The sequence below is a fragment of the Spirosoma radiotolerans genome, assembly GCF_000974425.1.
GTDB lineage: Bacteria > Bacteroidota > Bacteroidia > Cytophagales > Spirosomataceae > Spirosoma > Spirosoma radiotolerans.
The window spans coordinates 3,477,640-3,504,001 of the sequence record NZ_CP010429.1 but is presented as its reverse complement, the minus strand read 5'-3'; the positions used below and the strand labels follow the sequence as shown (position 1 = coordinate 3,504,001).

26 protein-coding genes are annotated in these 26,362 nt (G+C 48.7%); 11 read left to right on the top strand and 15 right to left on the bottom strand.

Annotated elements, in window-relative coordinates; translation table 11 throughout:
• The first annotated feature begins 56 nt into the window (after positions 1–56).
• Positions 57–635 carry a fasciclin domain-containing protein gene (locus SD10_RS14280; protein ID WP_046574501.1) on the top strand — a complete coding sequence of 193 codons (579 nt, stop codon included), beginning with the start codon at positions 57–59 and terminating at the stop codon, positions 633–635.
• A gap of 64 nt (positions 636–699) precedes the next feature.
• Here the strand turns inward: SD10_RS14280 and SD10_RS14275 are convergent, their stop codons facing one another.
• Complete coding sequence (locus SD10_RS14275) at positions 700–1,644, bottom strand: hypothetical protein (protein WP_227699218.1); 945 nt, start codon at positions 1,642–1,644, stop codon at positions 700–702.
• Between the two features lie 95 nt (positions 1,645–1,739).
• Here SD10_RS14275 and SD10_RS14270 point away from each other — a divergent pair, with 95 nt between their 5' ends.
• The gene (locus SD10_RS14270; RefSeq protein WP_046574499.1) at positions 1,740–2,939 is read left to right on the top strand and encodes a L,D-transpeptidase family protein; all 1,200 of its coding nucleotides are present in this window, start codon (positions 1,740–1,742) and stop codon (positions 2,937–2,939) included.
• Here the strand turns inward: SD10_RS14270 and SD10_RS14265 are convergent.
• Entirely contained in the window at positions 2,909–3,628 is a 720-nt protein-coding gene (locus SD10_RS14265; RefSeq protein ID WP_046574498.1) for a murein L,D-transpeptidase catalytic domain family protein, read from the bottom strand. The genes SD10_RS14270 and SD10_RS14265 overlap by 31 nt on opposite strands.
• A 107-nt stretch (positions 3,629–3,735) precedes the next feature.
• Here SD10_RS14265 and SD10_RS14260 point away from each other — a divergent pair, with 107 nt between their 5' ends.
• Positions 3,736–4,476, top strand: a complete 741-nt coding sequence (locus SD10_RS14260) for an EcsC family protein (RefSeq protein ID WP_046574495.1) — start codon at positions 3,736–3,738, stop codon at positions 4,474–4,476.
• Positions 4,477–4,576: 100 nt separating this feature from the next.
• Positions 4,577–4,702, top strand: a complete 126-nt coding sequence (locus SD10_RS30285) for a hypothetical protein (protein WP_262507417.1) — start codon at positions 4,577–4,579, stop codon at positions 4,700–4,702.
• Positions 4,703–4,767: 65 nt separating this feature from the next.
• Here the strand turns inward: SD10_RS30285 and SD10_RS14255 are convergent, their stop codons facing one another.
• Positions 4,768–5,439, bottom strand: a complete 672-nt coding sequence (locus SD10_RS14255) for an outer membrane beta-barrel protein (protein WP_046574494.1) — start codon at positions 5,437–5,439, stop codon at positions 4,768–4,770.
• Between the two features lie 111 nt (positions 5,440–5,550).
• Between SD10_RS14255 and SD10_RS14250 the strand changes: the two genes are divergently transcribed.
• From SD10_RS14250 to SD10_RS14230, 5 genes are all read left to right on the top strand, one after another.
• Positions 5,551–6,489, top strand: coding sequence for a hypothetical protein (locus tag SD10_RS14250; protein ID WP_046574492.1), 939 nt, complete (start codon positions 5,551–5,553; stop codon positions 6,487–6,489).
• 112 nt (positions 6,490–6,601) lie between these two features.
• The gene (locus tag SD10_RS14245) at positions 6,602–8,182 is read left to right on the top strand and encodes a sulfatase family protein (RefSeq protein WP_046574490.1); all 1,581 of its coding nucleotides are present in this window, start codon (positions 6,602–6,604) and stop codon (positions 8,180–8,182) included.
• Positions 8,183–8,267: 85 nt separating this feature from the next.
• The gene (locus SD10_RS14240; protein WP_148562445.1) at positions 8,268–9,260 is read left to right on the top strand and encodes a formylglycine-generating enzyme family protein; all 993 of its coding nucleotides are present in this window, start codon (positions 8,268–8,270) and stop codon (positions 9,258–9,260) included.
• A gap of 113 nt (positions 9,261–9,373) precedes the next feature.
• Entirely contained in the window at positions 9,374–11,005 is a 1,632-nt protein-coding gene (locus tag SD10_RS14235; protein WP_046574486.1) for an ABC-F family ATP-binding cassette domain-containing protein, read from the top strand.
• 122 nt (positions 11,006–11,127) lie between these two features.
• Positions 11,128–12,477, top strand: a complete 1,350-nt coding sequence (locus tag SD10_RS14230) for a dihydrolipoyl dehydrogenase family protein (RefSeq protein WP_046574485.1) — start codon at positions 11,128–11,130, stop codon at positions 12,475–12,477.
• Between the two features lie 35 nt (positions 12,478–12,512).
• Here SD10_RS14230 and SD10_RS14225 read toward each other — a convergent pair whose 3' ends face one another.
• The 3 genes from SD10_RS14225 to SD10_RS14215 all read right to left on the bottom strand — a co-directional run bounded on the left by SD10_RS14225 (position 12,513) and on the right by SD10_RS14215 (position 14,560).
• Entirely contained in the window at positions 12,513–12,956 is a 444-nt protein-coding gene (locus SD10_RS14225; RefSeq protein WP_046574484.1) for a (4Fe-4S)-binding protein, read from the bottom strand.
• A gap of 26 nt (positions 12,957–12,982) precedes the next feature.
• Positions 12,983–13,426 carry an OsmC family protein gene (locus tag SD10_RS14220; protein WP_046574482.1) on the bottom strand — a complete coding sequence of 148 codons (444 nt, stop codon included), beginning with the start codon at positions 13,424–13,426 and terminating at the stop codon, positions 12,983–12,985.
• A 78-nt stretch (positions 13,427–13,504) separates the two neighbouring features.
• Positions 13,505–14,560: an FAD-dependent monooxygenase gene (locus tag SD10_RS14215; protein ID WP_158500569.1), complete on the bottom strand. Its 1,056-nt coding sequence runs from the start codon at positions 14,558–14,560 to the stop codon at positions 13,505–13,507.
• Positions 14,561–14,697: 137 nt separating this feature from the next.
• Between SD10_RS14215 and SD10_RS14210 the strand changes: the two genes are divergently transcribed.
• Positions 14,698–15,672, top strand: coding sequence for a helix-turn-helix transcriptional regulator (locus SD10_RS14210; protein WP_052731189.1), 975 nt, complete (start codon positions 14,698–14,700; stop codon positions 15,670–15,672).
• Between the two features lie 73 nt (positions 15,673–15,745).
• Here SD10_RS14210 and SD10_RS14205 read toward each other — a convergent pair whose 3' ends face one another.
• The 9 genes from SD10_RS14205 to SD10_RS14165 all read right to left on the bottom strand — a co-directional run bounded on the left by SD10_RS14205 (position 15,746) and on the right by SD10_RS14165 (position 25,298).
• Positions 15,746–17,635 (bottom strand): PAS domain-containing sensor histidine kinase, encoded by a 1,890-nt coding sequence (locus tag SD10_RS14205; protein ID WP_052731188.1) that lies wholly within the window; start codon positions 17,633–17,635, stop codon positions 15,746–15,748.
• A 357-nt stretch (positions 17,636–17,992) separates the two neighbouring features.
• The gene (gene pyrE, locus SD10_RS14200; RefSeq protein ID WP_046574478.1) at positions 17,993–18,631 is read right to left on the bottom strand and encodes an orotate phosphoribosyltransferase; all 639 of its coding nucleotides are present in this window, start codon (positions 18,629–18,631) and stop codon (positions 17,993–17,995) included.
• A gap of 32 nt (positions 18,632–18,663) precedes the next feature.
• Positions 18,664–19,944 carry a hemolysin family protein gene (locus tag SD10_RS14195; RefSeq protein ID WP_046574477.1) on the bottom strand — a complete coding sequence of 427 codons (1,281 nt, stop codon included), beginning with the start codon at positions 19,942–19,944 and terminating at the stop codon, positions 18,664–18,666.
• Positions 19,945–19,996: 52 nt separating this feature from the next.
• Positions 19,997–20,224, bottom strand: coding sequence for a hypothetical protein (locus tag SD10_RS14190; RefSeq protein ID WP_046574475.1), 228 nt, complete (start codon positions 20,222–20,224; stop codon positions 19,997–19,999).
• 97 nt (positions 20,225–20,321) lie between these two features.
• Positions 20,322–23,003 (bottom strand): cytochrome c biogenesis protein CcsA, encoded by a 2,682-nt coding sequence (ccsA, locus tag SD10_RS14185; RefSeq protein ID WP_046574473.1) that lies wholly within the window; start codon positions 23,001–23,003, stop codon positions 20,322–20,324.
• A gap of 51 nt (positions 23,004–23,054) precedes the next feature.
• Positions 23,055–23,495, bottom strand: coding sequence for a cytochrome c maturation protein CcmE domain-containing protein (locus SD10_RS14180; protein ID WP_046574472.1), 441 nt, complete (start codon positions 23,493–23,495; stop codon positions 23,055–23,057).
• Positions 23,496–23,552: 57 nt separating this feature from the next.
• Positions 23,553–23,807: a CcmD family protein gene (locus SD10_RS14175; RefSeq protein WP_046574470.1), complete on the bottom strand. Its 255-nt coding sequence runs from the start codon at positions 23,805–23,807 to the stop codon at positions 23,553–23,555.
• 89 nt (positions 23,808–23,896) lie between these two features.
• Positions 23,897–24,556 carry a cytochrome c biogenesis protein CcsA gene (ccsA, locus tag SD10_RS14170; protein ID WP_046574469.1) on the bottom strand — a complete coding sequence of 220 codons (660 nt, stop codon included), beginning with the start codon at positions 24,554–24,556 and terminating at the stop codon, positions 23,897–23,899.
• 67 nt (positions 24,557–24,623) lie between these two features.
• Positions 24,624–25,298: a heme exporter protein CcmB gene (locus SD10_RS14165; protein ID WP_046574467.1), complete on the bottom strand. Its 675-nt coding sequence runs from the start codon at positions 25,296–25,298 to the stop codon at positions 24,624–24,626.
• Between the two features lie 230 nt (positions 25,299–25,528).
• On the opposite strand from SD10_RS14165, the gene SD10_RS14160 reads away from it, so the two are divergent.
• Positions 25,529–26,293 (top strand): sulfite exporter TauE/SafE family protein, encoded by a 765-nt coding sequence (locus SD10_RS14160; protein ID WP_046574465.1) that lies wholly within the window; start codon positions 25,529–25,531, stop codon positions 26,291–26,293.
• Positions 26,294–26,362 lie beyond the last annotated feature (69 nt).

Here is a 26,362-nt window from a genome sequence, read left to right as displayed (position 1 = left end):
TTGTTCCGGGCTTGTCTGCACAACAAGCCGAATGTTTTATTTCTAACTAAATCCAAATGAATAAGACACCGTTTTTAGGCTTGGCATTATCATTTACACTATTGGTGGGTTCGCACACTTTTGTTGTTGCACAAAGTCAGAACTCAGCAAGCCAAACCACTACAACGACGACAACGGCCAAGACGGGCACGTCGACGGGAAAGGACCTGGCAATTAGTGCTGCCAAATCGGCCAACCACACGATCTTGTTTCGGGCTTTGCGCGTATCAGGCTTAACCGAGCAGGCCAGCGGCAAAGGACCTTATACCGTTTTTGCTCCAACCAATGAGGCTTTTGAAAAACTCCCGTCCGAATCAGTGGCTGAATTATGGAAGCCCGAAGGCAAACCTAAATTGATAAAACTGCTGGCCTATCACGTGGTGAAGGGCAAGTTTACCGCCGACCAGTTGCAGGACGGTCAGAAATTAAAAACCGTTACGGGCGGAACGCTGACGGTAGGCAAGCAGGGCGATAACCTAACCATTACCGACGGGGCAGGAAATACGGCGACTATCAACCAGGCCGATGTTGAAGCCACAAACGGTATCGTCCATTCAATCGATACCGTACTGATGCCAACGGCGTCCAAGCAATAAATTGGTATAAACCCAAAAACGCCGAAGTCCAGAAAGCAATTGCTTTCTGGACTTCGGCGTTTTGTTACCGGGCCAGCGCTAGGACTAGACTTTGTAAATCCTGATTGATGGATCGAACAGAAGACTGGAGTTGGTTGAGCATATTGGCCCGGTTATGCAGATCGTCGGCCTGATAATCGCCCCCCTTTCCAAAATATAGTTCCGGCTGCGTTGCCGGAACATCAGCGAGTACATAGTTCTGCCAGCGCTGACGAATATTATAGCTAATGGGATGGTCGCCAAGGTTGCTGAACAGGGTTTCATTCAGTACATACCAAACCACGGGCGGATACACCGACGACTGTTTGGGCTGTAGCCAGATGTCCGTCAATAGATTGCGTTCATGCCGGAAATTCACCGAGCGGTTTGACGAAAAAGCGGCCAGTCCACCGAATCCGGCGCTGATTACCCCACCGCTTACACCTACCACTTTATTGGCGCCATCGGCATGAATCAAAGCCGTGGCTATGGTTGTTGCAGCGCCCAGCACGACGGATAAGATAGTTAGCCGCCTAATGCGTTTGGTATCGTGCTGATCCAGATACGTGGCAATTTGGTCGGCCCGTTCGCCTTCGCAGTCCAGTTCGGCGGCTAGTCCCGCGATTTGGGTAGAAGCCAGCAGCAGGCGGTTGAGAATTTGCTGCCGTTTATGGATACTTTCCAGACGGTCGTCTAGTTTCGCACTTTTTTCCAGTCTTGTCAAGTCCTTCAGCAAAGGTAAAATGCCCACCGCATTGGCTAGCAGTAAGTCGTGTTGTGAGTACTGGCGCGTTAGGCCGGTGTCGGCCTGAAGAATCAACCGAATGTTGGGCAGGGGCAGTTGCGTCGAATCATATGCATATTGAATCGTGGGCGAGCAATACGTATCCGACAATTTGGCTGGCGGCTGGGCTTTAAATACCCGACAGGACGCGAGGGACGTGATCGCTAAAACAGAAAAAATGAAGGGTGTATATCGTGGCTTCCTCAAGTGGCTAACGGCGTCTGGACCTGCTTTTGGCGGCAATGTTACAACCAATAGTGGTATTTGGTGTTATATGATGTAAGCATACTGAATAAATACACATGGATAACCGAAGAATAGGAATTGGCGTAGCAGTGGTTGTGGGTCTGGTTGTTCTGTTCTTTGTTGGAAAGTACCTGTTCACAAACAAAGACGAAAAGACAGATCAGGCAAAAATTGAGAAGGAAAAATCAGAAGCCTCGGCCCGGCAGGTCGCTCAGTTAGTGCACCAGGCATGTCGGTACGCTGACTCGATGGGGATTGACACCTCTCGTTATACACTCAGCGCTGATGTTGCCCATAATGAGGAAGTTCTAGCGGATGTCATGATGGAGATTCGCTACGGAAAGAAGCCTTCCCGCATGGCATTCAACGGCCTGAAAGAAACGGTAGATTCCAACTGGTCTGCTAAAGCGGAACCCAGTTCGTTGGCGGCTCTGACTACCTTTACACCCTACAAACAACTGGTTGGACATTACAACAGAATCCGCAAGCAAGGAACCGGAAATCCAGCTCTGGCCGACTCATTGCGGTTAATTCGGCAGACGCTTAATTTCTATCGGTACGTCAATCGGTTTGATCCTGACCAATTTGTGCTGGTCAATATTCCGGCCGGTGAGTTGAATGTATTTGACCGGAGCGGCAAACGGTTATTACCGATGCAGGTCATCTCGGGTAAGCCGGATAAGATGACGCCCTGCATGACCACTTACATTCAGGACATTGTCATGTATCCGTATTGGAACGTACCGAAAAACATTGCTTTGGAAGAAATGCTTCCCCGGATGAAACGGGACCTGTCGTACATCTACAACCAGAATCTCCAGATTCTGGACGAAAAGGAACACGAAGTTGACCCGGAAGAAATTGACTGGGAGAGCCTATCCGAGACGAATTTTCCGTACCGTGTTCGGCAGGCGTCGGGTTGCGAGAACTCACTTGGGTTGCTGAAGTTCAACCTGGCAAACCCACTGGCCATTTACCTCCATGATACAAATAGCCGTGACCTGTTCACGAGTACCAAAGATCACTGGCGCAGCCACGGCTGTGTGCGTGTTCAGAAACCCGTCGAACTGGCTAACCTGGTATTAGGCGCCAACACCTTCGATGCTGCGTTTATGAACAAATGCTTAATTGACCAGAAACCCCGTACGCTCCCCATTCCAAAGAAGTTTCCGGTCTTTATTACGTACAATATCGCCGATGTTGATGCCAGCGGCAAGCTGCATTTTTACAAAGACGTGTACTCGCTGGCTAAGTAAGCGGATTGTTTCAGGTAATCGGGGTTAGGCGAGTAAACGAACAGGCAGGAACCGCCCTTGACAGCCTGAATGATGCCTTTCGATTCGGCATACGGTACGGCCGGACATCCCTGACTACGACCGAGACGACCTGTTTTGCGAATAATATCCTCACAAACGTAATCGGCTCCGTGCAGAACGATATTTCGGTTGAACACATTATCGTTAAAGCCTTTTTCCAGCCCTTTCAATTGCAGCGAAAGGCCGTGTTTGCCCATGTACGTATTGAGCGTCTGATAAAAACCCAGGCTGCTTTGAAACGACGATTGGGCATTGGAGAACCGGTTGGCCACCAGATCGCCGGAATTACGTCCGTGCGAAACGTAGGTATTAAATAGTAGCTTCTTATGAAATAAGTCAACTACATACAACCGTTTGTGGGAAGAAGGCTGGCTGAGATCAACAATCGTCAGCATTGATTTAGCCGTGTCGATTTTTTGCCAGCCGCGGAGGGCGTATTCAAAAACGCTTTTCTGTAAGCCCACTTTGCTCAGATTCAACTGATCGTAAACATCCAGATGAGCAATGGTTTTGGTTTTCTTAGTGGCAACATCTACGGGTTTAGTCGTAGGGGCTGGTATGGTTTTGTGTCCGGTGCTGGCAAAATAAATGAATACCAGAGCCACCATGACAACCAGGACATTCATCATACCTACTAACTTGCGACGTCGGGATTTATGAATATGCATATAATTTCAACAAGCTTACGGGTCTTTTGATTCGATGAAGATACCACTTTTTTGCCAAAATTAGCAGCATGACTCCATATGAACAAGCCGTCCAGACCGAACTGATTCGTTGGCAGCAGGCCATGCAAAAGCCGCCCTCAACCTTTGGGAGGCTTTCTACATCGGTACAAAAGCGGATTAACCGAATCATTCCGGACCGTATCCATGCCCTCATTACGGCGACTATCAAGCAGATGACCCGAGCGGTTTTGTTCGGGGTTGATTTCCTGAATCGCCCCCCCGTAGCCGGTCAGACATTGATTCAGCGTGATGCGGCTGTGGCCCGGCGTATCGAATTTTACAAGAAAACGAGTGCCGCCGAAGGGGGTGTTACGGGCGCGGGCGGTATACTGCTGGGCCTGGCTGATTTTCCGCTATTGCTCAGCTTGAAAATGAAAATGCTGTTTGAAATAGCGAGCCTCTATGGGTATTCTGCCAGCGATTACCGCGAGCGGGTTTTTATCTTGTACGTTTTCCAACTGGCCTTTTCGAGTCAGGAGCGTCGGCAGGTGGTTTATCAGCATATCGCCAACTGGCCGGAGCACAGCCGCCAGTTACCCAATGACATCAATCAGTTCGATTGGCTGACCTTTCAGCAGGAATACCGTGACTACATTGATCTGGCCAAGATGGCGCAATTGATTCCCGGCATTGGAGCCGCTGTTGGCATCGTGGTCAACTACCGACTTGTGAACCAACTCGGCCAAACGGCTATGAATGCATACCGGATGCGGTTACTGCAAGATTCACCTGCCTTACTGAGGGAATAGGAAGATACGCCTGGACATCAGCGATACGCTTAGAAGGATCAATGCCAACGAACTGTATTAAGTGGTTAGGTTCTCGTTGGAGAACTGTGTTCTCTTCTCCATGGGTCGTATCTCGCTTCTTGGTGGGCTGTGTCCTCACGGCCCACTTATCCAGATGGTTGGGTCGTTGCTGACGCCCCTGGGCTATGTTCCCACTACCCCGGAATTTAATCTGATCGTTCAGTGAACTAGCCTAAAAAATGGGTAATTGGAGCCTATTTGGTATAATGAAACACCAGCCTCTGCACAACCCTAAAATGAATACGCTACCTGTGTAAGCAGGCTAAGTTCAAACCTTGGGTTATCGGTATTGGCGCCACCCAGTTGCCCCAGTTGATAGGTCCATATGGGTTGAGCCATCAGCGTATACCGACGATTCAACTGGTATTTGGCCCCGGCTCCCAGCATAAGGTTAAAAACAGGTCGTCTATTAGCCTCCAGAATAAGGTTCTGCGTTGACTGACCCGACCGCACAACGACCACCCGTGCCGACATAGGAATATCGGTCAGGAAGCCCAATGAGAAATACGGTGATAAGCGTTTCGCTGACGTGGCATAATTGAGTAGTATGGGAATGCGAATGGCTCGGTTACGGACAGTTGTTGTCCCCTCGCCAGCCGCTGTCTGGCGGGCCTGCCGTGTGGTTAACTGTTGATACCAGATGCCCGACGCCACCGACCAGCCCGGTGCGTAGTTGTACAGAACAGACACCCCCGCCGAATACCCCGGAGCCCACCGTTTGCCACTCATGTAAATGGGCTCTACGATCTGTCCAGCGCTGTTGGGGTAAAAAAAACGGGAATTATAAAACGTATGCGAATAGGTAGGAACCACCGTTGCTGAAACCGATAGTTTCTGCTGCCCGAATACCAAGGTTGCCGGAAACCACAGAAGAGCAATCAGCAGGCGTAAATCCAGGTTCATAACGGAGTGGCTGTTTTCAGAATTGATGCGTAAACCGCCTTTAAAGATAAGCGGACAACCGAACAGTGGAGTAACTTAGGCCCAAAATTACCAATCCGATACCTGCCGATCATGTTCTTTTTAAGCCTAAGTATTCTACTTTCGGTATTTCTGCTGCTAAACTTCCGGCTGTTTCCGCGCTACGAAATCAATACCTTTCAGGCCATTGTTTTCAACTACCCGATCTGTTTCCTGACAGGTTGGCTATTGCTACCTGCCGGGCAATCGTTTACCATTGATTTTTCGCAAACCTGGACGTGGCTATCGCTGGGGCTTGGCGTGGGGTTTATTCTGACGTTTCTGTTATCGGGGGCATCGACCCAGCGAACGGGGATTACAGCGACATCACTGGCCAATAACCTGTCGCTGGTCATTCCAGTCTGTTTCAGTTTGTTTGTCTTCCGGACGGGCGGTGGAGCATCGGGCTTCAATACACTCAATTACCTAGGGTTGGTGCTTGCCCTTGTTGCGGTTGGTCTGAGTACCTACAAAAAAGAGCAACGTGCGGAAAAACAGGGCGATGCTCAGAGACGGCAGTCGGGCAGATTAGGCTTAAATATCCTGCTGCCAGTCGGTGTATTTCTGTTTTATGGTGCCACCAACACCATGATCAATTACATGAATCTGCACTACATTCCATCTGCCGACAAAACCGTTCAGGTAACCCTGACCATGGTGTTAGGGGCTATTGTGGCTGGTCTTGGTATGTTGATTGTGCGGGTCATTCAGGGGAAAGAAACGATTCAGGCTAAAAGCCTGATAGGCGCTGTAACCCTGGGTGTTCCTAATTTTCTTAGTTTCTATACGCTCTTACTGGCCCTGTCGGCTTTTGGTAGTAATGGCGCCTTTGTGTACCCGCTCTACAACATTGGTGTTATTTTAGTGGCTGCCCTGATGGCCATGCTCTTCTTTCGGGAGAAGCTATCGACGGCCAACAAAATTGGATTAGGATTAGCCGTACTGGCCATCGGCCTGATTTCGTGGCAAGAATTGGTTAAGCTGGGGGCTTAAACGCAAAATTTTAGTATTGAACTCACAAACGCATATCGCTAAAAAGTAAAAACAGGCTAAGGTTAGCCTTTACCTGGAGACGGCCTACCTGAGCCTATTTCATAAACCCGTTATGAACCGAAAAAATACCGTACTGTCTATTCTTGCCATTGGCGCGCTGCTATCCGGTCTGCTGGTGGTATCTGGTAGTACCACCAAAAAGCAGGAGGCAGCTTCGCCCGCCCGCCAGAATGCCGTTCCGCCCAACATCATCTTTATCTTCTCCGATGACCATACCTCCCAGGCTATCAGTGCGTATGGAAGCAAGCTGGCCAAAACCCCAAATATTGATCGTATCGCCAACGAAGGCGCTATTTTATACACAAATATTGTGACTAACTCGATTTGCGGACCAAGTCGAGCGACTCTGCTTACCGGAAAATTTAGCCATCTGAACGGCTATAAACTGAATGAAAAAGTATTTGATGTAAATCAGCCGGTATTTACGGAAGAGTTGCAGAAAAATGGCTACCAAACGGCCTGGGTGGGCAAAATGCACCTGGGTAGTTTACCGCATGGATTCGACTACCTGAATGTGCTGCCTGGGCATGGACACTATTACAATTCGGAGTTTATCAACTCGAAAAATGAATCGGTTCGCTATCCTGGCTACGTAACCAATGTGATTACCAAGTTGTCGATTGACTGGCTTAATCAACGCGACAAATCGAAGCCGTTTTTTCTGGTTGTCGGGCACAAGGCGACCCACCGGGAATGGTTACCCGACGCCCCTGATCTGGGCGCTTATGATAAGGTCAATTTCCCGCTCCCACCGACTTTTTACGATGATTATGCCGGTCGTGAAGCGGCCAAAGATCAGGACATGACCATCGAAAAAACCATGCGCCTGAAAGAAGACCTGAAAGTACACGCTGACTACGAAAACAGCGGTATTTTTAATCGGTTTACGCCCGAACAGAAAAACCCTTTCTACGACTATTACGAAAACAAAATCAGCAAGGAGTTCGACGCCAAAAAACTTTCCGGTCGTGCCCTGGCCGAATGGAAATACCAACGCTATCTGAAAGATTATTTATCGGTTGCTAATTCACTGGACCGTAACATTGGCCAATTACTGAATCATCTGGATAAGAGCGGCCTGGCCAAAAATACGGTGGTCATTTATGCCTCTGACCAGGGTTTTTACCTCGGCGAACATGGTTGGTTCGACAAGCGATTTATCTACGAAGAATCGCTGAAAACGCCCTTTGTTATTCGTTATCCGGGGGTTATTAAGCCAGGTACGCAAATCCGCGACCTGATTTCGAATATCGATTGGGCACCCACACTGCTGAACCTGACTGGCACCGCCGTTCCCAAGGCGATTCAGGGCGAGTCGTTTCTGCCGTTGTTAAAAGGACAGAAAATTCCCTGGCGCAAAGAAGCGTATTACCACTATTATGAGTACCCCGAGCCACATCACGTGTATCCGCATTTTGGCATTCGGACAGACCAATATACATTGGCGCGGTTCTATGGACCGAAGAATTTTTGGGAGTTATATGACGTTAAAAAAGACCCGCACAACCTGCACAATCTGTACGGCATGAACGGTTACGAAGCCGTAACGGCGGATTTGAAAACGAGGCTAAAGGGGCAAATACAGAAGTACAAGGATGATGAGGCACTTACCCTTCTGGAAAGTAAACTATAACGGACTGAATACAGTACTGAGCTGCGCTCTTTTGGCTGGATTGTTCGCTTGTAATTCCACAGATAAATCGGCAAACGAGCAGGCCATGACGGCTGACACGGGGGCTACTTGCGTTGCCAAAGGAATGCCGTCGCGCTCGGCGGCTATTCGCACGGCGGCTTCGGGTGCTGGCTCAGGAGCGCCGGGAACGAAAGAAATGGTCTGGATTCCGGGTGGGACGTTTCTAATGGGTGCCGACGAGTTCCCGGACGCCCGGCCCGTGCATTCGGTTACGGTAAAAGGCTTCTGGATGGACGAACACGAGGTAACCAACGCCGAATTCGCCCGTTTTGTATCGGCCACAAATTATGTAACGGTAGCTGAGCGCCCACTCAATCCCGCCGATTATCCGGGCGTTCCGGCTGAGCAACTGGTGCCCGGCTCGGCGGTTTTTACGCCCCCGGCCCAAAAAGTCTCTCTGGCAAACCCCTTGCAGTGGTGGGAATATGTGAAGGGAGCTAGCTGGAACCATCCAAACGGCCCCAAAAGTAACCTGGTCGGGCATGAGAATGAACCTGTTATACACGTCAGTTATGAGGATGCCACGGCCTATGCCAAATGGGCCGGAAAACGGCTACCCACCGAGGCCGAATGGGAATTTGCCGCCCAGGGAGGGAAAGGGAATCGGACGTATTATTGGGGCAATGAACTAAAGCCCGCCGGGAAGTGGATTGCCAATATCTATCAGGGTGATTTTCCGGCCCATAACACGACCGAAGATGGCTTTGCGGGCGTAGCCCCCATTAAATCATTTCCGGCCAATCCGTATGGATTGTATGATATGGATGGCAATGTATGGGAATGGTGCCAGGATTTATACCGGCCTGACTATTATAGTAAATCGCCCAAAAGTGATCCGCAAGGCCCTACCGATAGTTATGATCCCGAAGAGCCGGGCGCTGTCAAGCATGTGCAGCGGGGCGGGTCGTTTCTGTGCAGCGATCAGTATTGCATCCGGTACAAGGCCGGTAGTCGGGGCAAGGGCGAAATAAGCAGCGGGAGCAATAATCTCGGCTTTCGGTGTGTTCGGGAAAAGTGAAATACCACGGCTGGGCATTCCGTTTTGTCGTCGTAGATGCATATCGTGGACAGCCCGGATTTCTCGCTAAAAATTCGTACCTTTGCGGCTCAATCTGAACAGGAGATCACGTCATGATATCGGTCCAAAACGTCTCACTGCGCTATGGTAAGCGGGTGCTTTTCGACGACGTAACTATAAAATTCACATCCGGCAACTGTTATGGCGTTATTGGCGCCAACGGAGCCGGTAAATCAACGTTTCTTAAGATATTATCGGGCGAAATCGAGCCGCAGACGGGTTCGGTCGTTATGACCCCTGGCGAACGGATGTCGGTCCTAAGCCAGAATCAGTCCGCCTACGACGAATATCCCGTGCTGCAAACGGTTATTATGGGGAACCAACGCCTGTATGACATCATGCAGGAGAAAGACATCCTGTATGCCAAAAGCGAATTTACGGATGCCGACGGGGAAAAAGCCGCTGAACTTGAGGCCGAATTTGCCGAAATGAACGGCTGGGATGCCGAATCAGATGCCGCTAGTCTGCTGTCGGGTCTTGGTATTAAAGAGGACATGCACTATACGCTGATGAGTGAAATCAACGGCTCCGAAAAAGTGCGCGTTCTGCTGGCTCAGGCTTTGTTTGGTAGTCCCGATGTGTTGCTGCTTGACGAGCCGACCAACAACCTCGATGTAGAGTCGGTGATCTGGCTTGAAAACTTCCTGGCCAATTTCAACAACACCGTGATCGTGGTATCCCACGACCGGCACTTCCTGGACCAGGTCTGTACGCAAATTGTCGACGTGGATTTCAGCAAGGTTAAGCTTTTTGCCGGGAACTACTCGTTCTGGTACGAGTCAAGCCAGCTTGCTCTGAAACAACGCCAGGACCAGAACAAGAAAACGGAAGACAAACGGAAAGAACTTGAAGAATTCATTCGTCGTTTCTCCGCCAACGCATCTAAATCGAAACAGGCGACGAGTCGTGCCAAGTTGCTGGAAAAACTTACTCTGGAAGATATTCAGCCATCATCCCGGAAATACCCCTACGTTAACTTCAAACCAGAGCGCGAGCCTGGCGATCAGATTCTGACGGTTGAAAATCTGACGTATACAGCCGAAGATGGGACGAAGTTGTTTGAAAACCTGTCGTTCACAGTCAATAAGCAGGATAAGATTTTCCTCTATAGCCGGGATGGACTGGCCGTTTCGGCACTACTGGACATTTTGGCGGGTGAACGTAAAGCCGATTCGGGTACGTTCCGCTGGGGCGTTACCATCACCATGTCTTATTTCCCGACAGACGCCGAGAAGGAGAAGTTTTTCCAGACGGACCTGAACCTGGTCGATTGGTTGCGTCAGTATTCGGTAGAAAAAGACGAGAGCTTTATTCGCGGTTTCCTGGGTCGCATGTTGTTCTCGGGCGAAGAATCACTCAAGAAAGCGACGGTACTGAGCGGGGGCGAAAAAGTACGCTGTATGCTATCGAAAATGATGCTTTCCGGGGCTAACCTCCTCATGCTCGATGAACCAACCAACCACCTCGATCTGGAATCAATCGAATCGTTGAACAATGGTCTGATCGATTTTAAAGGACCAATTTTGTTTACGTCCCATGACCACCAGTTTGTGCAGACGGTTGCTAACCGCGTCATTGAAATTACCCCGGCCGGTATTCTGGATAAACTCATGACTTACGATGAGTACCTCACCGACGAGCGTGTCAAGGCGCAGCGGGAGGAGTTGTACGAGGCTGTCGCGTAATTATTTTTGATTAGACATTTTATTTGAAGAAAGTGGCTGATTCACCTGAATCAGCCACTTTTTTTTAGCCAATACTGCTCATTTTGTGTTATAGATCTAACTCTTCACCATTCACAGGTTGTATGCTGGTTTTTGATTTAATTGTCATTGGCACGGGTTCGGCTGGGGCTACAGTTGCGCAGAAAGCCCGGGAAGCCGGTAAAGCGGTGGCCATCATTGATAAATTACCTTTTGGCGGGACATGCTCACAACGGGGTTGTGATCCCAAAAAAGTACTGGTTGGGGCCGCTGAGATCATCGCCCGATCCGAACAGATGATTGGCAAAGGGGTCACTCATCAACCTGCTATCGACTGGCCTGAACTGATGACGTTCAAGAAAACATTTACGAATCCGGTACCCCAACGAACTGAAATCAAATTCGCTGACCTTGGTATCCAGGCTTTCCACGGCGTCGCTTCGTTTTCGTCTGCGAATACAGTCCGCGTCGGGGAGGATGAGTTGCAGGCAGACCATATCGTTTTGGCGACAGGACTGGAGCCTAAGCCACTTGACATTCCTGGTGAGGAACTACTGATTGACAGCACGGGGTTTCTGGATCTTCCACAGCTACCCGATAAGATTGTAATGGTTGGCGGTGGCTACATTGCCTTTGAGTTTGCGCACATTGCAGCTCGGGCCGGGGCACAGGTGACCATTCTGCATCAGGGTGAGCGACCGCTGGAGGGTTTCGATGCCGATTTGGTGGCAGTGCTGGTCAAAGCGATGGAATCCATTGGCATACGCATTATGCTGAACGCCACCGTAACGGCTGTTTCGGGAAAAGAAGACGAGTTAACCGTAGCGTACACGCAGGAAAAGAAGAGCCACTCTGTATCGACTAATCTTGTCGTTCACGCGGCCGGGCGCGTGGTCAATTCGGCTGAACTGGGTTTAGAGACAGCGGGTGTCGAGGTCGGCAAAAAAGGCGTATTGGTCAATGAATTCCTGCAAAGCGTGTCAAATTCGATTGTGTATGCCTGTGGTGATGTCGCCGATAAAGGGTTGCCCCTTACACCCTTAGCTTCCTACGAAGGCAACATAGTCATTGATAATATATTGAATGGGAATCGACAGACGTATCAGGACACCCCAACGCCATCAGCCGTGTACACCTTGCCAACGTTGGCGTCGGTTGGCTTAACGGAGGAGCAGGCCCATGCGCAGGGGAGGAAAGTAAAGGTGACGTTTCAGGAAACCAGCGACTGGTACAGCAGCCGACGAATCAACGAGTCCTTCTCCGCGTTTAAAACGCTGGTCGATACAGAAACAAAGGAAATTGTCGGTGCGCATTTGCTGGGCGCTGGCTGCGACGAAGTGATCAATTTATTCACCCTGGCCATAAAGCACCGCATTTCGGCTAAAGACCTGGGAAACACATTGTTCGCTTATCCAACGCACGGATCGGATTTGAGTTCGATGCTACCCGACTAAGCATTGGTCAATTACCTATCCAGATTCGGCTTTTGTCAACCAACAAAGCCAATCCTGACATGTGAACCGTCACAGTACGGTTTGTTGCTGCTGGCTCCGCATCGACAAAAAGCTGTGACTTTGTTTTTCTGCGTTTCCTGGCCGTCGGGACTTTTTACTTTTAAATTTCCATACACCAGCAGCGGACCGTTGGGCATGGGTTCTACAATGCTTTCGGCCTGGATGTTCTCTGGTTGGATGTTTTCCTGATTTCGGAAATAGCTTAATGCTTTGGATGGGCAACGGTCGACCTGTTCGGCAATGCGTTCTGTGGTTGCGCCGTCCATCCTGATCCAGGGGCGCTCTCTTGGATTAAAAACGTCAGCCAACTGTGTCCAGCAAAGTTTCGAGTGGATGCATACGTTCGGCTTCCAGACAACGGTAATCTCGCCGTTGGTATACGTTTTGGTGATGTCAGGTGTAGGTTCGGAGGAGTTCATGGGCTGTTGGCTGCTAAATAAATGACTTAATCCGTGGCTTCCGTAATGCTTGATAATTTCCTGGTAGATCGCATGTCTTCAACCAGAATGGTGTTGAAATCAATGGGATTTTGCAGGGTCCGATGCACAGGACATCGGTCAGCCATTTCCAGTAACCTGGCTCGTTGTTCGTCGTTGAGGCTACCGTTCAGGATCAATCGTACTGTGAACAGTGACCGCTTGGTTTCCGGATCATTGGTGTAGTCGACATGGGCAACCGCCGATTCGAGCGGCCAGCCTTTCCGGTCGGCATACATTCTCAAGGTCATGACGGTACAGGCGGCCAGCGATCCCGCCAACAGCTCGCCCGGTCGCATGCCTTTATCCTGTCCACCAATGTCAACGGGTTCATCAGCAACAATAACCTGCGAATCCGTTGAAAGATGCGTTTCATAAAGCGTTCGCTGAATGCTCGCTGTAATTGTGGCCATGACATTTAGTGTAGTTAAGGGAATGGAATATACACAAATAAACGCTAATCACGGCGTTGTCAGCTCGATCAGCCTGTTTTATTGCGTCCCTTTGTTGCGAATGTTAATGGCTTCCTGGGTTTCGGGCATTAAGAAGGAAAGGCCGTCATAAACGGTTGCCTGCAATGCCTCGACAGTTGGCCGGAAGGTTTCGTTGTATTGTTGAAAAGCTACTTCATACTGGTCATTTTCAGCCATTGCATCGGCCAGAACGGTAGCTCCCTGTATGGCCAAAGTGCTTCCCATACCTGTCGGGAAGGCCGGAGCATACCCTGCATCACCAATTAAGGCGACTCTGCCAGTTGTCCAGGCAGGCATTTTTATTTGACAACCCTGGTCAAAATAAAACGTATCGGCTTTTTTTAATTCGTCGATCAACTGGGGTACTTTCCAGCCCAGGCCCTCAAAGGCATCAATGACAAGTCGCTTTTGAGCGTCTATATCATACCTGTTGTAACTGATCTTTTCTTTCGCTTTAAACGTTAAAAATCCGTCCGCATAATCTTCATTGTAAAAGTAGACCAGGGCCAGATTGGTAGGTGTGGTATAAATCTGTCCATAATTTTTCTTACCCAGGCTTGTGTCGGTAGGGAAAACGGAAAAATAAAAATTCAAAAAATGGGCAAACTGTTCTTCGGGCCCAAAAGCGAGCTTTCTCACTCCTGAGTGAATGCCATCGGCACCAATCACGAAGTCATACTTTTCTACTGTTCCGTCTTGAAAGGTAACCGTTACCGCATCTTCCTGTTGCGTCAAGTCGACTACGCGGTTGTTGAATCGATAATCAATGCCGCCTTTTGCATTTTCGTATAAAATGTTGACTAGATCATCCCGGCGAATCTCCGTATCCTCACCAGGCCGGATCGCCCCGATTTCCTCAACCCGCTTTATTCCTTCCACTTCACCGGCTGCATTCATGAATTCAAGGCCAACCGATGGCAATTTCGCGGCTTTTATGGCATCGAGTATGCCCATTCTTTTGGCCGTGTCCAATGAATCGCCACGTACATCGATGGGTGAACCACCCATTCTGGGGGCAGGACCAATTTCGACGACGGTTACCTGGTAGCCATATCGTTTCATCCAATATGCCATGGTAAGCCCTGCAATACTGGCACCTGAAATTAAAACTGACTTTATCATATTTGCTTTCCTTTTTTTAATTCTTTTGCAAAGGAAGACTAGCTTTTAGGCTTAAAATAGCGCGATAACTACTAAAATTAGTCGTAAACATGGAGCCGGGGTCAGGCAGTCAACAGCACTTTGAAAAAATGGCGGCAATGGCAGATCGCCTGGGCGTACAGCTATCCAGCGAGGTTCATGACGATTTTTTGCACAGCGTTGAGCTAAACAACGTCCAGATTTTTGATTTTCTGCCGGAGTTTGCACTAATGATACGGAGCATGGTATCCAAAAAGGAATTCACGTTCAAACGGGGGGCTATAACCGCGATTAAACACGGGATCTTGATTGCCTTCAATAACTTTTTTGATGATGGACTCGAAGAGACCGCTCCCCAAAAAACGGCTTTGCTAGAAGAATTACCGAGTATACAAATCATGTCTTTACAGGCAGGAGCGAGCATTCAACTGCCGAAACATTCGCATCGGAAGCTGATTTCAGTTATAATAAGTCTGGATTATTTACAGTCGCTTTTAAAAGAGGAGCACTCGCGTTTCATTTTTTTATTCGGACACGAAAACCAGTTTTTTATTGAAGAATTCATGTCCGCAGATATTGTCCGGGTTGCCAATGAAATCAGCAGCACCCGTAAGCAACCCGCATTGCCCGCTTTCTTCTACAGATTGAAAACAGTAGAGTTGCTGTATTTTTTATTCCGTGATTTAAGGAAAAGAAAGGAAAGCACGTACGGCAACATCAGCGTTGATGAACTGAAGGCAATTTATAAGGTACGGGATGCCCTGATGGTAAAACTGAACGAACCTACTCCCGTAAAGGAACTGGTAAAAATAGCCGGGATGAATGAGCTAAAGCTGCGTAAATTATTCACACAAGTTTTTGGCATGGGCTTGTACGATTATTTTCAGCACATCCGGATGCAGGAAGCCGCCCGCCTGCTGCGTGAAGAAAACCTTACGGTGTCGGAAACCGGATATCGGCTTGGCTTTTCCAATCTTAGCCATTTTACCCGCTTATTTGAGGAACACGTTGGTTCTAAGCCAAAAAAGTGGAGTATGAAGGGATGATCGACAAATGCGACCAGGGAGTTATCCTAAATAAAGGGCTCCGTCTTTATGAAAAATAAGCAGACACAGGATGTTAAATGTAATTTGGCCAATTTTGCTTTCGGGGGAGGGTAATGATGAAGGTACTTCCCTGATTGATGACACTCTGTACAGTGATCGTTCCCTGATGGCGTTCGACAATTTTCTTGCATAAGGCTAAGCCTAATCCGGTGCCTTCATAGGCATCCTTGGCATGCAGACGAGTAAATGTCTCGAAAATCTTGCTCGCGTATTGATTGTCAAAGCCTATTCCATTGTCGGTTACAGTGATTTTTACAAAATTTTCAGCAGCTTCACTCGCCATAAAGATTTTGATCAGGGGTGGTTCGCCCACTTTGCTAAATTTCAGTGAGTTATTGATAAGGTTATAAAACAGCTGATAGATAAGTACAGGGACCCCTTCAATGGGCGGTAATCGCTGCTTGTCAATGTGCGCCTGCTTGTCCAGGATCAGGACTTCTAAATCTGTTTCAATTTGCTCCAGTAATGTGTTCAAGTCGATTATTTCAAGAAGCTGAGACAAGGCATTCAGCGACGAGTAGGTCAGAATGCCTTGGATCATCGACAACATTCGGTCGGCTGCCTGCTGAATTTTAGCCACAAAGAGCTGTCCTTTCTCAGGGAGCATGGATATGTATTCGTCTTGAAGCCGGTTGCTGAACAGCTTGATCTTCCGAGCTGGTTCTTTCAGATCGTGGCTGGCCACATGGGCAAACCGCTGAAGATCCTCATTCGAGCGTTGCAACTCAACTGTCAGCAATCGGTACCGATCATAGCTTTCCCGTAAGGACTGTTCCGCTTGTTTACGTTCGGTCAGATCGCGGGTTACCTTTGAAAAGCCGATGTGGACGCCTTCCGAATTATAGATCGCTGTGATGACAATACTAGCCCAGAAAAGGCTACCATCTTTTCGAACGCGCCACCCTTCTTCTTCGTACTTACCCGTCTCCAGGGCGACGGTCAATTCGTGAGCGGGCTTGCCATTAAGGATAGCTTCCTGAGGGTAAAAGATAGAGAAGTACTTGCCGATAATTTCAGCCGCTAAATACCCATTTATGCGCTTGGCTCCTTCATTCCAATTAATGACCCGTCCTTTTTCATCCATCATGAAAATGCCGTAGTCAGACACCTGCTCAACCAGCGATCGATACTGCTCTTCGCTTTGGCGGAGCGCTTCATGGGTTTGCCTGCGTTCGGTCAGATCACGGGTAACTTTGGAAAAACCAATGTGTTGGTTTTGGTCATTGAACAAAGCCGTAATGACTACGTTAGCCCAGAATACGGAACCATTTTTTTTGACCCGCCAGCCTTCCTCTTCGTACTTGCCCGTCTGTATGGCAATTGCCAGCTCGCGGACTGGTTTTTCATCCGCCAGATCCTGGGCTGTATAAAAGGTTGTGAAGTGCTTACCAATGATCTCACTGGCAGCATAGCCTTTGATGCGTTTAGCGCCTTCATTCCAGGTAAGAATATACCCTTCTGGATCCAGCATAAAGATGGCGTAGTCTCTGACGCCTTCCACCATTAACCGATACCGATCTTCCTGTTGCCGCAGTTGATGAGCTTCCTGCATTTGAGCCGAGCGATCGATCAGCGTACAACTATAGCCTAGGAAACCTTTTTCCTCATTATACAAGCAGGAGTATATGATTTCACACCAACAATATGTCTGGTCTTTCTTCGTCCGCCAGCCCTCGGTACGAAAATGACCAGCCTTTTTGGTCAAACTCAGTTCGTAATGCGCCTTAATCGTATCCCCAGTTGGGTTATACAAGTGTGATACGTGCAGATTGGCTAACTCCTGAACGGAGTATTGGGTTAAAGTGGCCGCTGCCGGATTGGCATAGGTAATATAACCATCCAGATCCAACTGAATAATGACTTGAAGTAAGCTGTTAAGCAGCAAGTGGTCATTTCCGTTCATCCCGAATGCGCAAAAATGAAAAAACTAGGGCGTTTACCGTAAGCAACCATCGTTACCTGATCAACCGATGCTTAGTAAAAACTGTTTACTGGTAGATGATCAGGATGCGTGGCCTTTGCGATGGATTAGGTTAGACAATTAGTAAAATTACTTGTTTGCCAAACACCAGGGGGAATTGATGAACACATAACATGCTTTAAAGCATACCGTTGATGTCGGGTTAATTCTATGTAAAATTACTTATCTAACAATCCGCTTGTCAGAATTTAGCCAGTATCGCTCCGTTCATTCTATGTGCCGGATTTCAGTAGTAAATTAACGATTGGAAACTTGTCCTCTTGGTTGGCTATGCCCAAGTTATTGACCCCATTGCGCCGGATTTTGCCGCCAGGAGGATAGCGACTCCATCGCATCAGCCGATATATAATCGAGTTCCTGCGCTTCGAGCAGGAGCGCGTCATAATCACTAAGACACACCAGTGGCACGTTGGTGCTGGCAAAGTTCTGTTCAGCAATGGGGAATCCATACGTGAAAATGGCCGCCATGCCGACCACTTCGGCACCCGCTGCCCGAAGCGCATTGACTACTTTCAGGGAGCTACCGCCCGTTGAAATCAGATCTTCGATAACAACAACTCGCTGGCCGTTGGACAGATGCCCTTCAATTTGCTTGCCCATGCCATGTGCCTTAGGCTCGGGGCGTACATAACAATAGGGGAGACCCAGCGCATCGGCGACCAGTACGCCCTGAGGAATGCCCGCTGTAGCGACGCCCGCAATGACTTCTGCCGATGGAAACCGTTGCCGTATAGCATCCGCCAGGGCATTTTTAATATAGGTACGTACTTCTGGGTAGGCTAGCGTAACTCGATTGTCGCAGTAAATAGGCGATTTCCAGCCCGAACTCCATGTAAATGGCTCATTAGGTTTAAGCCGAACGGCCTGTACCTCTAGTAGATAACGCGCTACAGTTTTTTGAATAGATGATTTATTCACGATGTAAGAGAATGGTAACGAAAGCAAATAGGTTATTCTTTGCTCAAGTGAACTTTTACGGTATCAATCCGTGTGCCGTCCATTGAGATAATAGTAAATGTAAAGGGCGAAAACTCAATGACCTCGCCAACCCGGGGAACATCTTCATGCGTTTCTAAAATCAAACCACCAAGCGTGTCGTAATCCCCTTCGGGAATCGTCCAGCCGTAGGTTTTATTCAGATCATCAATTTCGTGGCGGGCGCTTAGCAACCAGTTTGATTCATCGAGTTGCTGCTCTACCCAATCTTCGTTGGTATCGTATTCGTCCTGAATCTCGCCGAAAATCTGCTCAACCATGTCTTCAACGCTTACAATGCCGGCCGTTCCGCCAAATTCATCGACGACAAGGGCCAGGCTTTTCCGCTCCGACAGAAAACGAAGAAGTAAATCCTGCGCGGGCATGGTTTCCGGTACAATGATGATGGGGGTAATGATTTCCTCGACCGTAGCTGGTTTTTTGAAGAGCGCCAGAGCATGGCAATAGCCGATCACATCGTCAATCGTGTCGCGGTATACCACAATTTTAGAGTGGCCACTGTCCTGAAACGCCAGCCGAAGATCTTCGACCGTATCATCTACATCAATAGCGGTGATCTCTGTCCGGGGCACCAAACAATCGCGTACCCGTACATCCCGAAACTCGATGGCGTTATTAAAAATCTTGGTATCGACTTCCACGTCTTTTTCGGTATCGGCTTTCTGATTGAGTTGCTGGAGGTAATGGTTTAGATCTGTCAAGCCGAAGACCGGGCGGATTTCTGGATTGCGTTTGCCCAGTACGTACCGAATAAAAAATCGTGCTGTACCTACCAATACCCGAACAATGGGGGCAATGGCTTTATAAATCACCCAAAGCGGTACGGCCAGCGCTTCCAGAAATCGGTCGGGGTGAATGAGAGCAAGGCTTTTGGGAATGTAATCTGCCAGAGGCAGAAAAATGACCGTTAGAATCAGGGTTTCGATCGAAATGAATACCGATTCGTGCGCAGCCCAGCTTTCGGGTAAGATGATCGTCAGAAACGGGTTAAGAACTGTAACACCCAATACAGTGTAAAGTACCAGAAAGAGCGTATTACCCGTAAGGGTGGTTCCAACGAATAAAATAGGATTTTTTAGAAAATTCGAAACCAGTTTTTCACTCAGCGGTCCCTGTTTGCTATGCAATTCAAAATATAATCGGTTGACCGATACATAGGCCATTTCAACTGCCGAGAAGAATCCAGCAAGTACAAGAGCCAGTAAGGCACCGATTAATAGAGCGTAAGGTTCCAAATGTTAATGAAAAATGATGAGTTATGCATGAAGAATGATTTGCCCAGGCAAATCATTTCTTTTTCTTTTTTCGGTCTTCGATCATCTGCTTGATCGTTGGGGAGACGGCTTTCTCTCGTTCGATTCGCTTATTCCTAACGTACTGAAAGGCCAGAATAAAGCCTAAAAACAGCATGAGTAACCAGTAACTATCGCCAAAAGTGGTCCGCTGATATTCCGCAATCCAGATGACTAAAAAGCCAATGGAAACAGCTAAAAGAAGCATCTCGGAGAGTTTCATACGTTTTGTTACAGTTAATAGTTTGTGGTTCGTAGTGGATAACGTACTGAATGGATGTTGCCACATTGTACGCTACAAACTACGAACCACAAACCCGTTAAACTGCTTTATTCTGCATTTTACTAAACTCCCGATACCGACGAACGGTAGCAATCAGGAAGCCGATCGCAACGATCAGGGTGCCAATCCAGAGGATATTGATCAGGGGTTTTTCAATGGCTTTCATGACAATATAATCCCGCTGGGTCCGGTTAACAGCGAACGTAAATTTTCCGGTACGTGGGTCAATTTCGTTTAGTTGCATCCGTACACCCAACTCATCACTAACCTCGGCTGGGTGAGCGACCATTCGGTCTTTGATCACAAAAGCGGGGCTGATGATGTGTTCGCCATTTTTGTCGAGTACCCGGACTTTAGCCCGAACAGCAGCATCATTTGGTCCAATGTCAACCCCTTCAACCTCGTTGGTGCGGGCTACATCGTCCAGGATAGCGACATAATCGTTCAGGAAAAAAGTATCCTTGATCGCCACGCTGTAGGTTTCTGTCTTCTCCCAGGTGTTCTCGGCTTCCGGGTCTGGCACCGACGATACATACGTGTACATATCCCGATCCGTCTTGTGCCGAATGTCTGGGGAGGCCAGCAGCCCCATCCGTTCATTCACCTGGGCGCGAGGGTACAGATTAAAAATTTTGCCACTCGGTTCCCGGTATTCAACCTGGTAATAGGTGTTTTCCGGATAGAGGGCAAGGGTATCTCCTTTCTTGTGATAGACCTTGCCATTCTGTTCAATATCGCGCTGGGCAATACCGTGGAAATCGCCCTCAATGACTACTACATCCTGCCGGGGAATGTAACCCGGCACATCACGGGCCTCAATACGCTTACCTCGGTAGGTGAGTTGGTACGGACCCATGCGCTCTGGCTGATTGAGCCACAACAGCTTATTTTCTTTATTTTGCTTGTTGTTGTCTTTGGTAAACTCCTCCTGCTTGGAAATGAGCAGACCACTGTTATTGAGCGAAATTACTTTCGTGTAACCCGCTGAATAGAGAATCCCGACCAGCATCAAGGCCATGCCAATATGCGAAATGGCGCCCCCCGACAGTCGGTAGTTGCCCCGCATTACGCCCAGCAAAACCGTTCCGTTCGTGACTAAAGCAAAAACCGAGGCTACCAGCAACGCCATGTACACCGGATTCTTCATCTCGCCAAAGGCAATCAGGGCAGCACTGATGAGCATGGTGACAATACCGGGCGTAATCAGCGCATCCCATTTTTTATTTTCCAGTTTGCGCCACCACATGTATTGACCAACGCCCGTCAGCAACGCAATGACCACAAAGAACCAGATCTGGAATTTGCTGTAGTGGGCCACCTGATCGGCTGGGAGCGCCAGATTTGAGATTTTGCCGAACGATTCCAGGACCTTGTTATAAACCGGAATAGACGTTGTAGCAATCACCTGAAAAGCCGCCAGACAAAGTACCGTAGCGCCAATAAACAGCCAGAACTCTTTAGTGTACACCGATGCTTCTTCTTTGTCGGCCGGAATGTATTTCCACTTACTGGCTGCCAGAATAACCGCTAGCACGACAAAGGCCATCAGATAAAGCAATAACTGCCCCGATAAACCTAAATCGGTAAACGAGTGAACCGACGCATTGCCCAGAATACCGCTTCTCGATAAAAAGGTAGAATAGAGAATCAGGATAAATGTAGCAATGGTAAGAATGATAGCCATTTTCAGTCCAGTTGAACTGCGCTTGGCAATCAGCATCGTATGCAGGGCCGCCACCAGCACCAGCCAGGGCACATACACCGCATTCTCGACGGGGTCCCAGTTCCAGTACCCTTCAAAGTTGAGGGTTTCGTAGGCCCAGTAACCACCCATCATCACACCGATGCCCAGTACCATGCCGCCTACCAAAGTCCAAGGCAATGCTGGCCGTATCCATTCGAGGGGTTGATTGCGCCACAAACCAGCGATGCAATACGCAAAGGGGACCAGCGCCAGCGCAAAACCTAGAAATAAGGTTGGCGGGTGAATCACCATCCAGTAGTTCTGGAGTAGCGGGTTAAGGCCGTTGCCATCTTTAGGTACAAAAGTCGGGTCAGCCGTGAAGATTGGCGCATCGGGCATGGCTTCGGTCAGCAACAGAAATGGCGATGAGCCTACCTTGAACGAATCACCGAAGATGACTCCTAAAATCATGGAAGCTAAAAACGCCTGTACAAGCGCGAAAACCGCCATCATCGGCGCTTCCCACTGGCGGGATAATGAGCCTTTTCCGCTCGTGCGGATCAGAATAGCCCCCAGTACGGCGTTCCAGAAAAGCCACAGCAGGAAGGACCCTTCCTGACCTTCCCAGAAACACGAGATCATGTACTGAACTGGAAGCGCCCGTGACGAGTGGCTCCAGGCGTAATGATACTCGAAATAATGGTTGTAGATGATGTAGAAAAGGCTTGACGCCACGCCAATGACAGCCGCGCCATGAATGTAGAAAGCCCAGCGCGCCAGCGTTCGCCAATCGTCTTTATCGGCTGCTTCTGGCTGGCTGGTTTGCTTCGATGGAATCTTGTGTTTCGCCTTTTTGCTTCCCAAACCCGACTCACCGGCGTAGGCCAGTTGAGGTTCTTCAACGGGCTCCGTTAGAGCGCTCGTTTTCCCGAGCCCAAGGGCAGACAGAAAATAAGCGACCGTGGCTACGAGTGCCGTAACGAACGACAATATGACGAAAAAATGGCCGAGTTGCCCGACTGTGGTATGTATCATTCGCTGATTAGAAAAGAGCGAACGAGTGAACTAGCATACTAGTTCGCTCGCTCATAGTTGTGCCGTTTTTGCTTCGTGTTCCGTCGTTTCCAGTTTACCATCCTGGTACTTAGAGGGGCACTTTAACAGAATTTTGTTGCACTGGAAATGGTCACCCTGCATGGCGCCAATGATCACGATTTGCTCTGACCGGTCAAAATCCTGTGGTTTCGGACTGTTGAAGATCACTTTTTTTGCCTGGTTATCATTATCGACCAGCGTAAATTCGAAGTGATTTGGGTCGATGGCGGGGTTATACAACATATCTGTAATACGGCCCTGTGCATCTTTCTGAACCTTACCGACTACGTGGATCATTTTATCGTTGCCATCCTGAGCAAGCTCCGTAGCTTGCTTGAACGTAACGTAAGAACTGGCATCACCCGCTGTTGCCACGATAATACCGATGGCTAAAGCGATGACGACGATACCAAAAATGTGAGAAAGCTTCATGGTGTTAACTGGTTTATCGGCTGTGGTTTAACGGGTTTAGTGAACCACAGCCACGGACTACAAACTAAATTGCTTCTTATTTTCCTTCACCTCTTTCTCCAACTTTCCAAGCTGCTGGTCGAGCCGAATAAGGTAGATGATAATGCCGGTAAAAACGGCCGCGATGACGGCAACCACTACCCATATTTTACCGTCGGCGCGCAGCCGGTCGGCCATTTCAATACCATCCGCTACCGGCTGTTGGGCCATCAAGTTTTGGCTAAGGAGAAGTAATGTTGCCAGGAGACAGATTAAGCGAAAAGGCAGTCGCATTGTCGTACGTAGTAGTTAGAAAAATAACGCAAAGATAAGCTGAATCATTCCCGAATGGTAGTTTCGGCAAGTGCTATAATGCTATGACTTTAATCATCTAAAGCGGCTTTCAGCCGTCGGAACCGAACGCGCAGTTCCGTAATCCAGACGCCCAGCAGGATGAAGCCGATAATGGCCGGGTAAAATACCATCCGAATTCGGTTGTCCATATCATACTTGCCAAAGGCCGGGTTACCGCCATTACCAGGATGCAGCGAATCTGTTAGGCGTGGAACGATGAAGATCAGGGGAACAAATACGGCAAAAGCAAAAATATTGTACACCGCCGAGATGCGAGCCCGACGCTGCTCGTCGTCAAAGGAGCCGCGTAGAATCAGGTAAGCCAGATACATGAGCATTCCCACCGCCACACTATTTAGTTTCGGGTCATTTGGCCAGGGTTCGCCCCAGGTGAAGTTGGCCCAGATCGAACCCGTCAGGCAACCCAGTAAGCCAAATAAAATAGCGGAATTGGCAAACTCAACCGCTACCAGATCGTCGTCCAGACGACCGCTTCGCAGGTATCGAATCGAATAAATGGCCGACGTCAGCAGCAGAGCGATCATACTGAACCAAAGCGGTACGTGAAAATAGACGTTCCGAATGCTCTCGTTCAGAATTGGCTGGCGCGGCACAACGCCCAGCAATCCCTGTAAAATCACATACGTTAAAATCAAGACCGCCAGGGCCTTCCACCAGTTTTTTCTCATCTAAGTAATGCGGACCTCTCGTCCGCAGTGTTATGCAAATAAGGGCGGACAGAATGTCCGTGTTCCATTAACTCCGCCATAAAAACGGAAACAACAACCACGAAAGTGTTACCACAATGGCGTCGATAGCCAATACGGTTGCAATTTCACTCCAGCTGACGCTTCGATCAAGACCATCCAGCGCATTCTTCGAGACTTTTAACAGCATGAGCAGCAGTGGCAGAATGATCGGAAAACTCAGAACGGCCATCAGCGTTGCCGGATTTTCGGCTTTGCTGGCAATACCCGACACCAGGGTTAGCGATGACGCAAAACCGATAGCGCCCAGCAACAGTGTAAGCAGGTAAAGCGGTACATCGTTCACCGGATTACCCATTACAAAGGCATAAACTCCAAAGCCTAAAAAGGACAGTATGAGCATGAGAACCGTATTATACAGAATTTTTGACAGGATGATCTGTTGCGGACTGGCCAGCGTATAATAATAGAGCTGACGCCCCGCTCGCTCCTGCACAAAACTCTTGGCAATGGCATTGATGGCTGTAAACAGCAGGATAATCCAGAACAGTGTATTCCAGACAATAGGAGTTAGTTGACCGCGTTTGGCGTTGAAGCTCAGGTAGCACACAAACACCGCTCCCACAATGTACAGCAGCATTCCGTTGAGCGCGTAGCGTTGTCGCCACTCCAGCAGAAATTCCTTCCGCATCAACGCACTCATTTGCCGTACTGATTCTGCCATGCTCGATCTATTAATTCTGCAAATTTACAGCGCAATGCTGATGCGAAAAAGAAATAGTTTCACCTTCTGATGCCATCTATACTACAGCTTATTGGGCGATCGCCTGACGGAGTACAAGTAGGTTGGCGTTGGTATCAGAATTGATTTGGTCAATAATCGCTACGGTAGCCTGAATCGCATTCACAATAACTACTTTTGCATCGGTGCTAGTTAAGGAATACGCTTACTTAATGGATTATTCGACCGTTCTGATTCTTTGTAGTTTTTCGTTTCTCGCTGGTTTTGTCGACGCGATCATTGGTGGGGGAGGGCTGATCCAAACGCCCGCTATGTTATTCACCCTACCGCAATATCCGGTGCCAACCCTGATCGGGACGACCAAAATTCCGTCTATGTTTGGCAGTCTGATGGGCGCTTTTCAATACAGCCGTCGTGTTGCTGTCGTTGGGCGATTCATTGGTCCCATGATGGCCATTGCCTTTGGGGCGTCTTGGCTCGGCTCATGGACGCTCTCGCAGGTGCCCAATAGCTTCATGAAGCCGCTTGCACTTACTATCTTGGTTGTAGTATTTATTTATACGCTCACTAAAAAAGACTTTGGGCAGGTCGCTCACCGAATCGTGACGGCCCGGCAGCAGCAGACACGCATGTGGAGTATGGGAGCGGCTATTGGCTTTTACGATGGGTTTTTCGGACCGGGAACGGGCAGTTTTCTGGTGCTGGGATTTATTGCCCTGATCGGTTTCGATTTTTTGAAGGCGAGCGCCCACGCTAAATTGGTTAACGCATCCACGAATCTAGCCAGCACCTTATATTTTGTGAGTGAAGGTAAAATCCTGTATGCCCTGGCTTTTCCTATGGCGATTGCCAACCTGACTGGCGCTTTTTTAGGCGCACGACTGGCTATTCTGAAAGGTAATCGTTTTATCCGCGTATTTTTTCTGGCGCTGATTGCGGCAACAATTGTCCGGTTTGCGTGGGATTTGCTACGATAGATTTGCATCAATAAACTTTCCGTTGTAATCTTGTGTTAATTAAACTGAATCTAAATAAAGATTAGCCTC

Coding starts and splice junctions, on each gene's coding strand:
- SD10_RS14260 (WP_046574495.1), top strand. CDS start 3,736: ATGACTCCATATGAACAAGCCGTCCAGACCGAACTGATTCGTTGGCAG.
- SD10_RS14190 (WP_046574475.1), bottom strand. CDS start 20,224: ATGAAACTCTCCGAGATGCTTCTTTTAGCTGTTTCCATTGGCTTTTTA.
- SD10_RS14255 (WP_046574494.1), bottom strand. CDS start 5,439: ATGAACCTGGATTTACGCCTGCTGATTGCTCTTCTGTGGTTTCCGGCA.
- SD10_RS14205 (WP_052731188.1), bottom strand. CDS start 17,635: ATGAACGGAAATGACCACTTGCTGCTTAACAGCTTACTTCAAGTCATT.
- SD10_RS14165 (WP_046574467.1), bottom strand. CDS start 25,298: ATGGCAGAATCAGTACGGCAAATGAGTGCGTTGATGCGGAAGGAATTT.
- SD10_RS14220 (WP_046574482.1), bottom strand. CDS start 13,426: ATGGCCACAATTACAGCGAGCATTCAGCGAACGCTTTATGAAACGCAT.
- SD10_RS14235 (WP_046574486.1), top strand. CDS start 9,374: ATGATATCGGTCCAAAACGTCTCACTGCGCTATGGTAAGCGGGTGCTT.
- SD10_RS14250 (WP_046574492.1), top strand. CDS start 5,551: ATGTTCTTTTTAAGCCTAAGTATTCTACTTTCGGTATTTCTGCTGCTA.
- SD10_RS14175 (WP_046574470.1), bottom strand. CDS start 23,807: ATGCGACTGCCTTTTCGCTTAATCTGTCTCCTGGCAACATTACTTCTC.
- SD10_RS14180 (WP_046574472.1), bottom strand. CDS start 23,495: ATGAAGCTTTCTCACATTTTTGGTATCGTCGTCATCGCTTTAGCCATC.
- SD10_RS14210 (WP_052731189.1), top strand. CDS start 14,698: ATGGAGCCGGGGTCAGGCAGTCAACAGCACTTTGAAAAAATGGCGGCA.
- SD10_RS14270 (WP_046574499.1), top strand. CDS start 1,740: ATGGATAACCGAAGAATAGGAATTGGCGTAGCAGTGGTTGTGGGTCTG.
- SD10_RS14225 (WP_046574484.1), bottom strand. CDS start 12,956: ATGAACTCCTCCGAACCTACACCTGACATCACCAAAACGTATACCAAC.
- ccsA (WP_046574473.1), bottom strand. CDS start 23,003: ATGATACATACCACAGTCGGGCAACTCGGCCATTTTTTCGTCATATTG.
- SD10_RS14160 (WP_046574465.1), top strand. CDS start 25,529: ATGGATTATTCGACCGTTCTGATTCTTTGTAGTTTTTCGTTTCTCGCT.
- SD10_RS30285 (WP_262507417.1), top strand. CDS start 4,577: ATGGGTCGTATCTCGCTTCTTGGTGGGCTGTGTCCTCACGGCCCACTT.
- ccsA (WP_046574469.1), bottom strand. CDS start 24,556: ATGAGAAAAAACTGGTGGAAGGCCCTGGCGGTCTTGATTTTAACGTAT.
- SD10_RS14265 (WP_046574498.1), bottom strand. CDS start 3,628: ATGATGAATGTCCTGGTTGTCATGGTGGCTCTGGTATTCATTTATTTT.
- SD10_RS14215 (WP_158500569.1), bottom strand. CDS start 14,560: ATGGCATATTGGATGAAACGATATGGCTACCAGGTAACCGTCGTCGAA.
- SD10_RS14280 (WP_046574501.1), top strand. CDS start 57: ATGAATAAGACACCGTTTTTAGGCTTGGCATTATCATTTACACTATTG.
- SD10_RS14230 (WP_046574485.1), top strand. CDS start 11,128: ATGCTGGTTTTTGATTTAATTGTCATTGGCACGGGTTCGGCTGGGGCT.
- SD10_RS14245 (WP_046574490.1), top strand. CDS start 6,602: ATGAACCGAAAAAATACCGTACTGTCTATTCTTGCCATTGGCGCGCTG.
- SD10_RS14240 (WP_148562445.1), top strand. CDS start 8,268: ATGACGGCTGACACGGGGGCTACTTGCGTTGCCAAAGGAATGCCGTCG.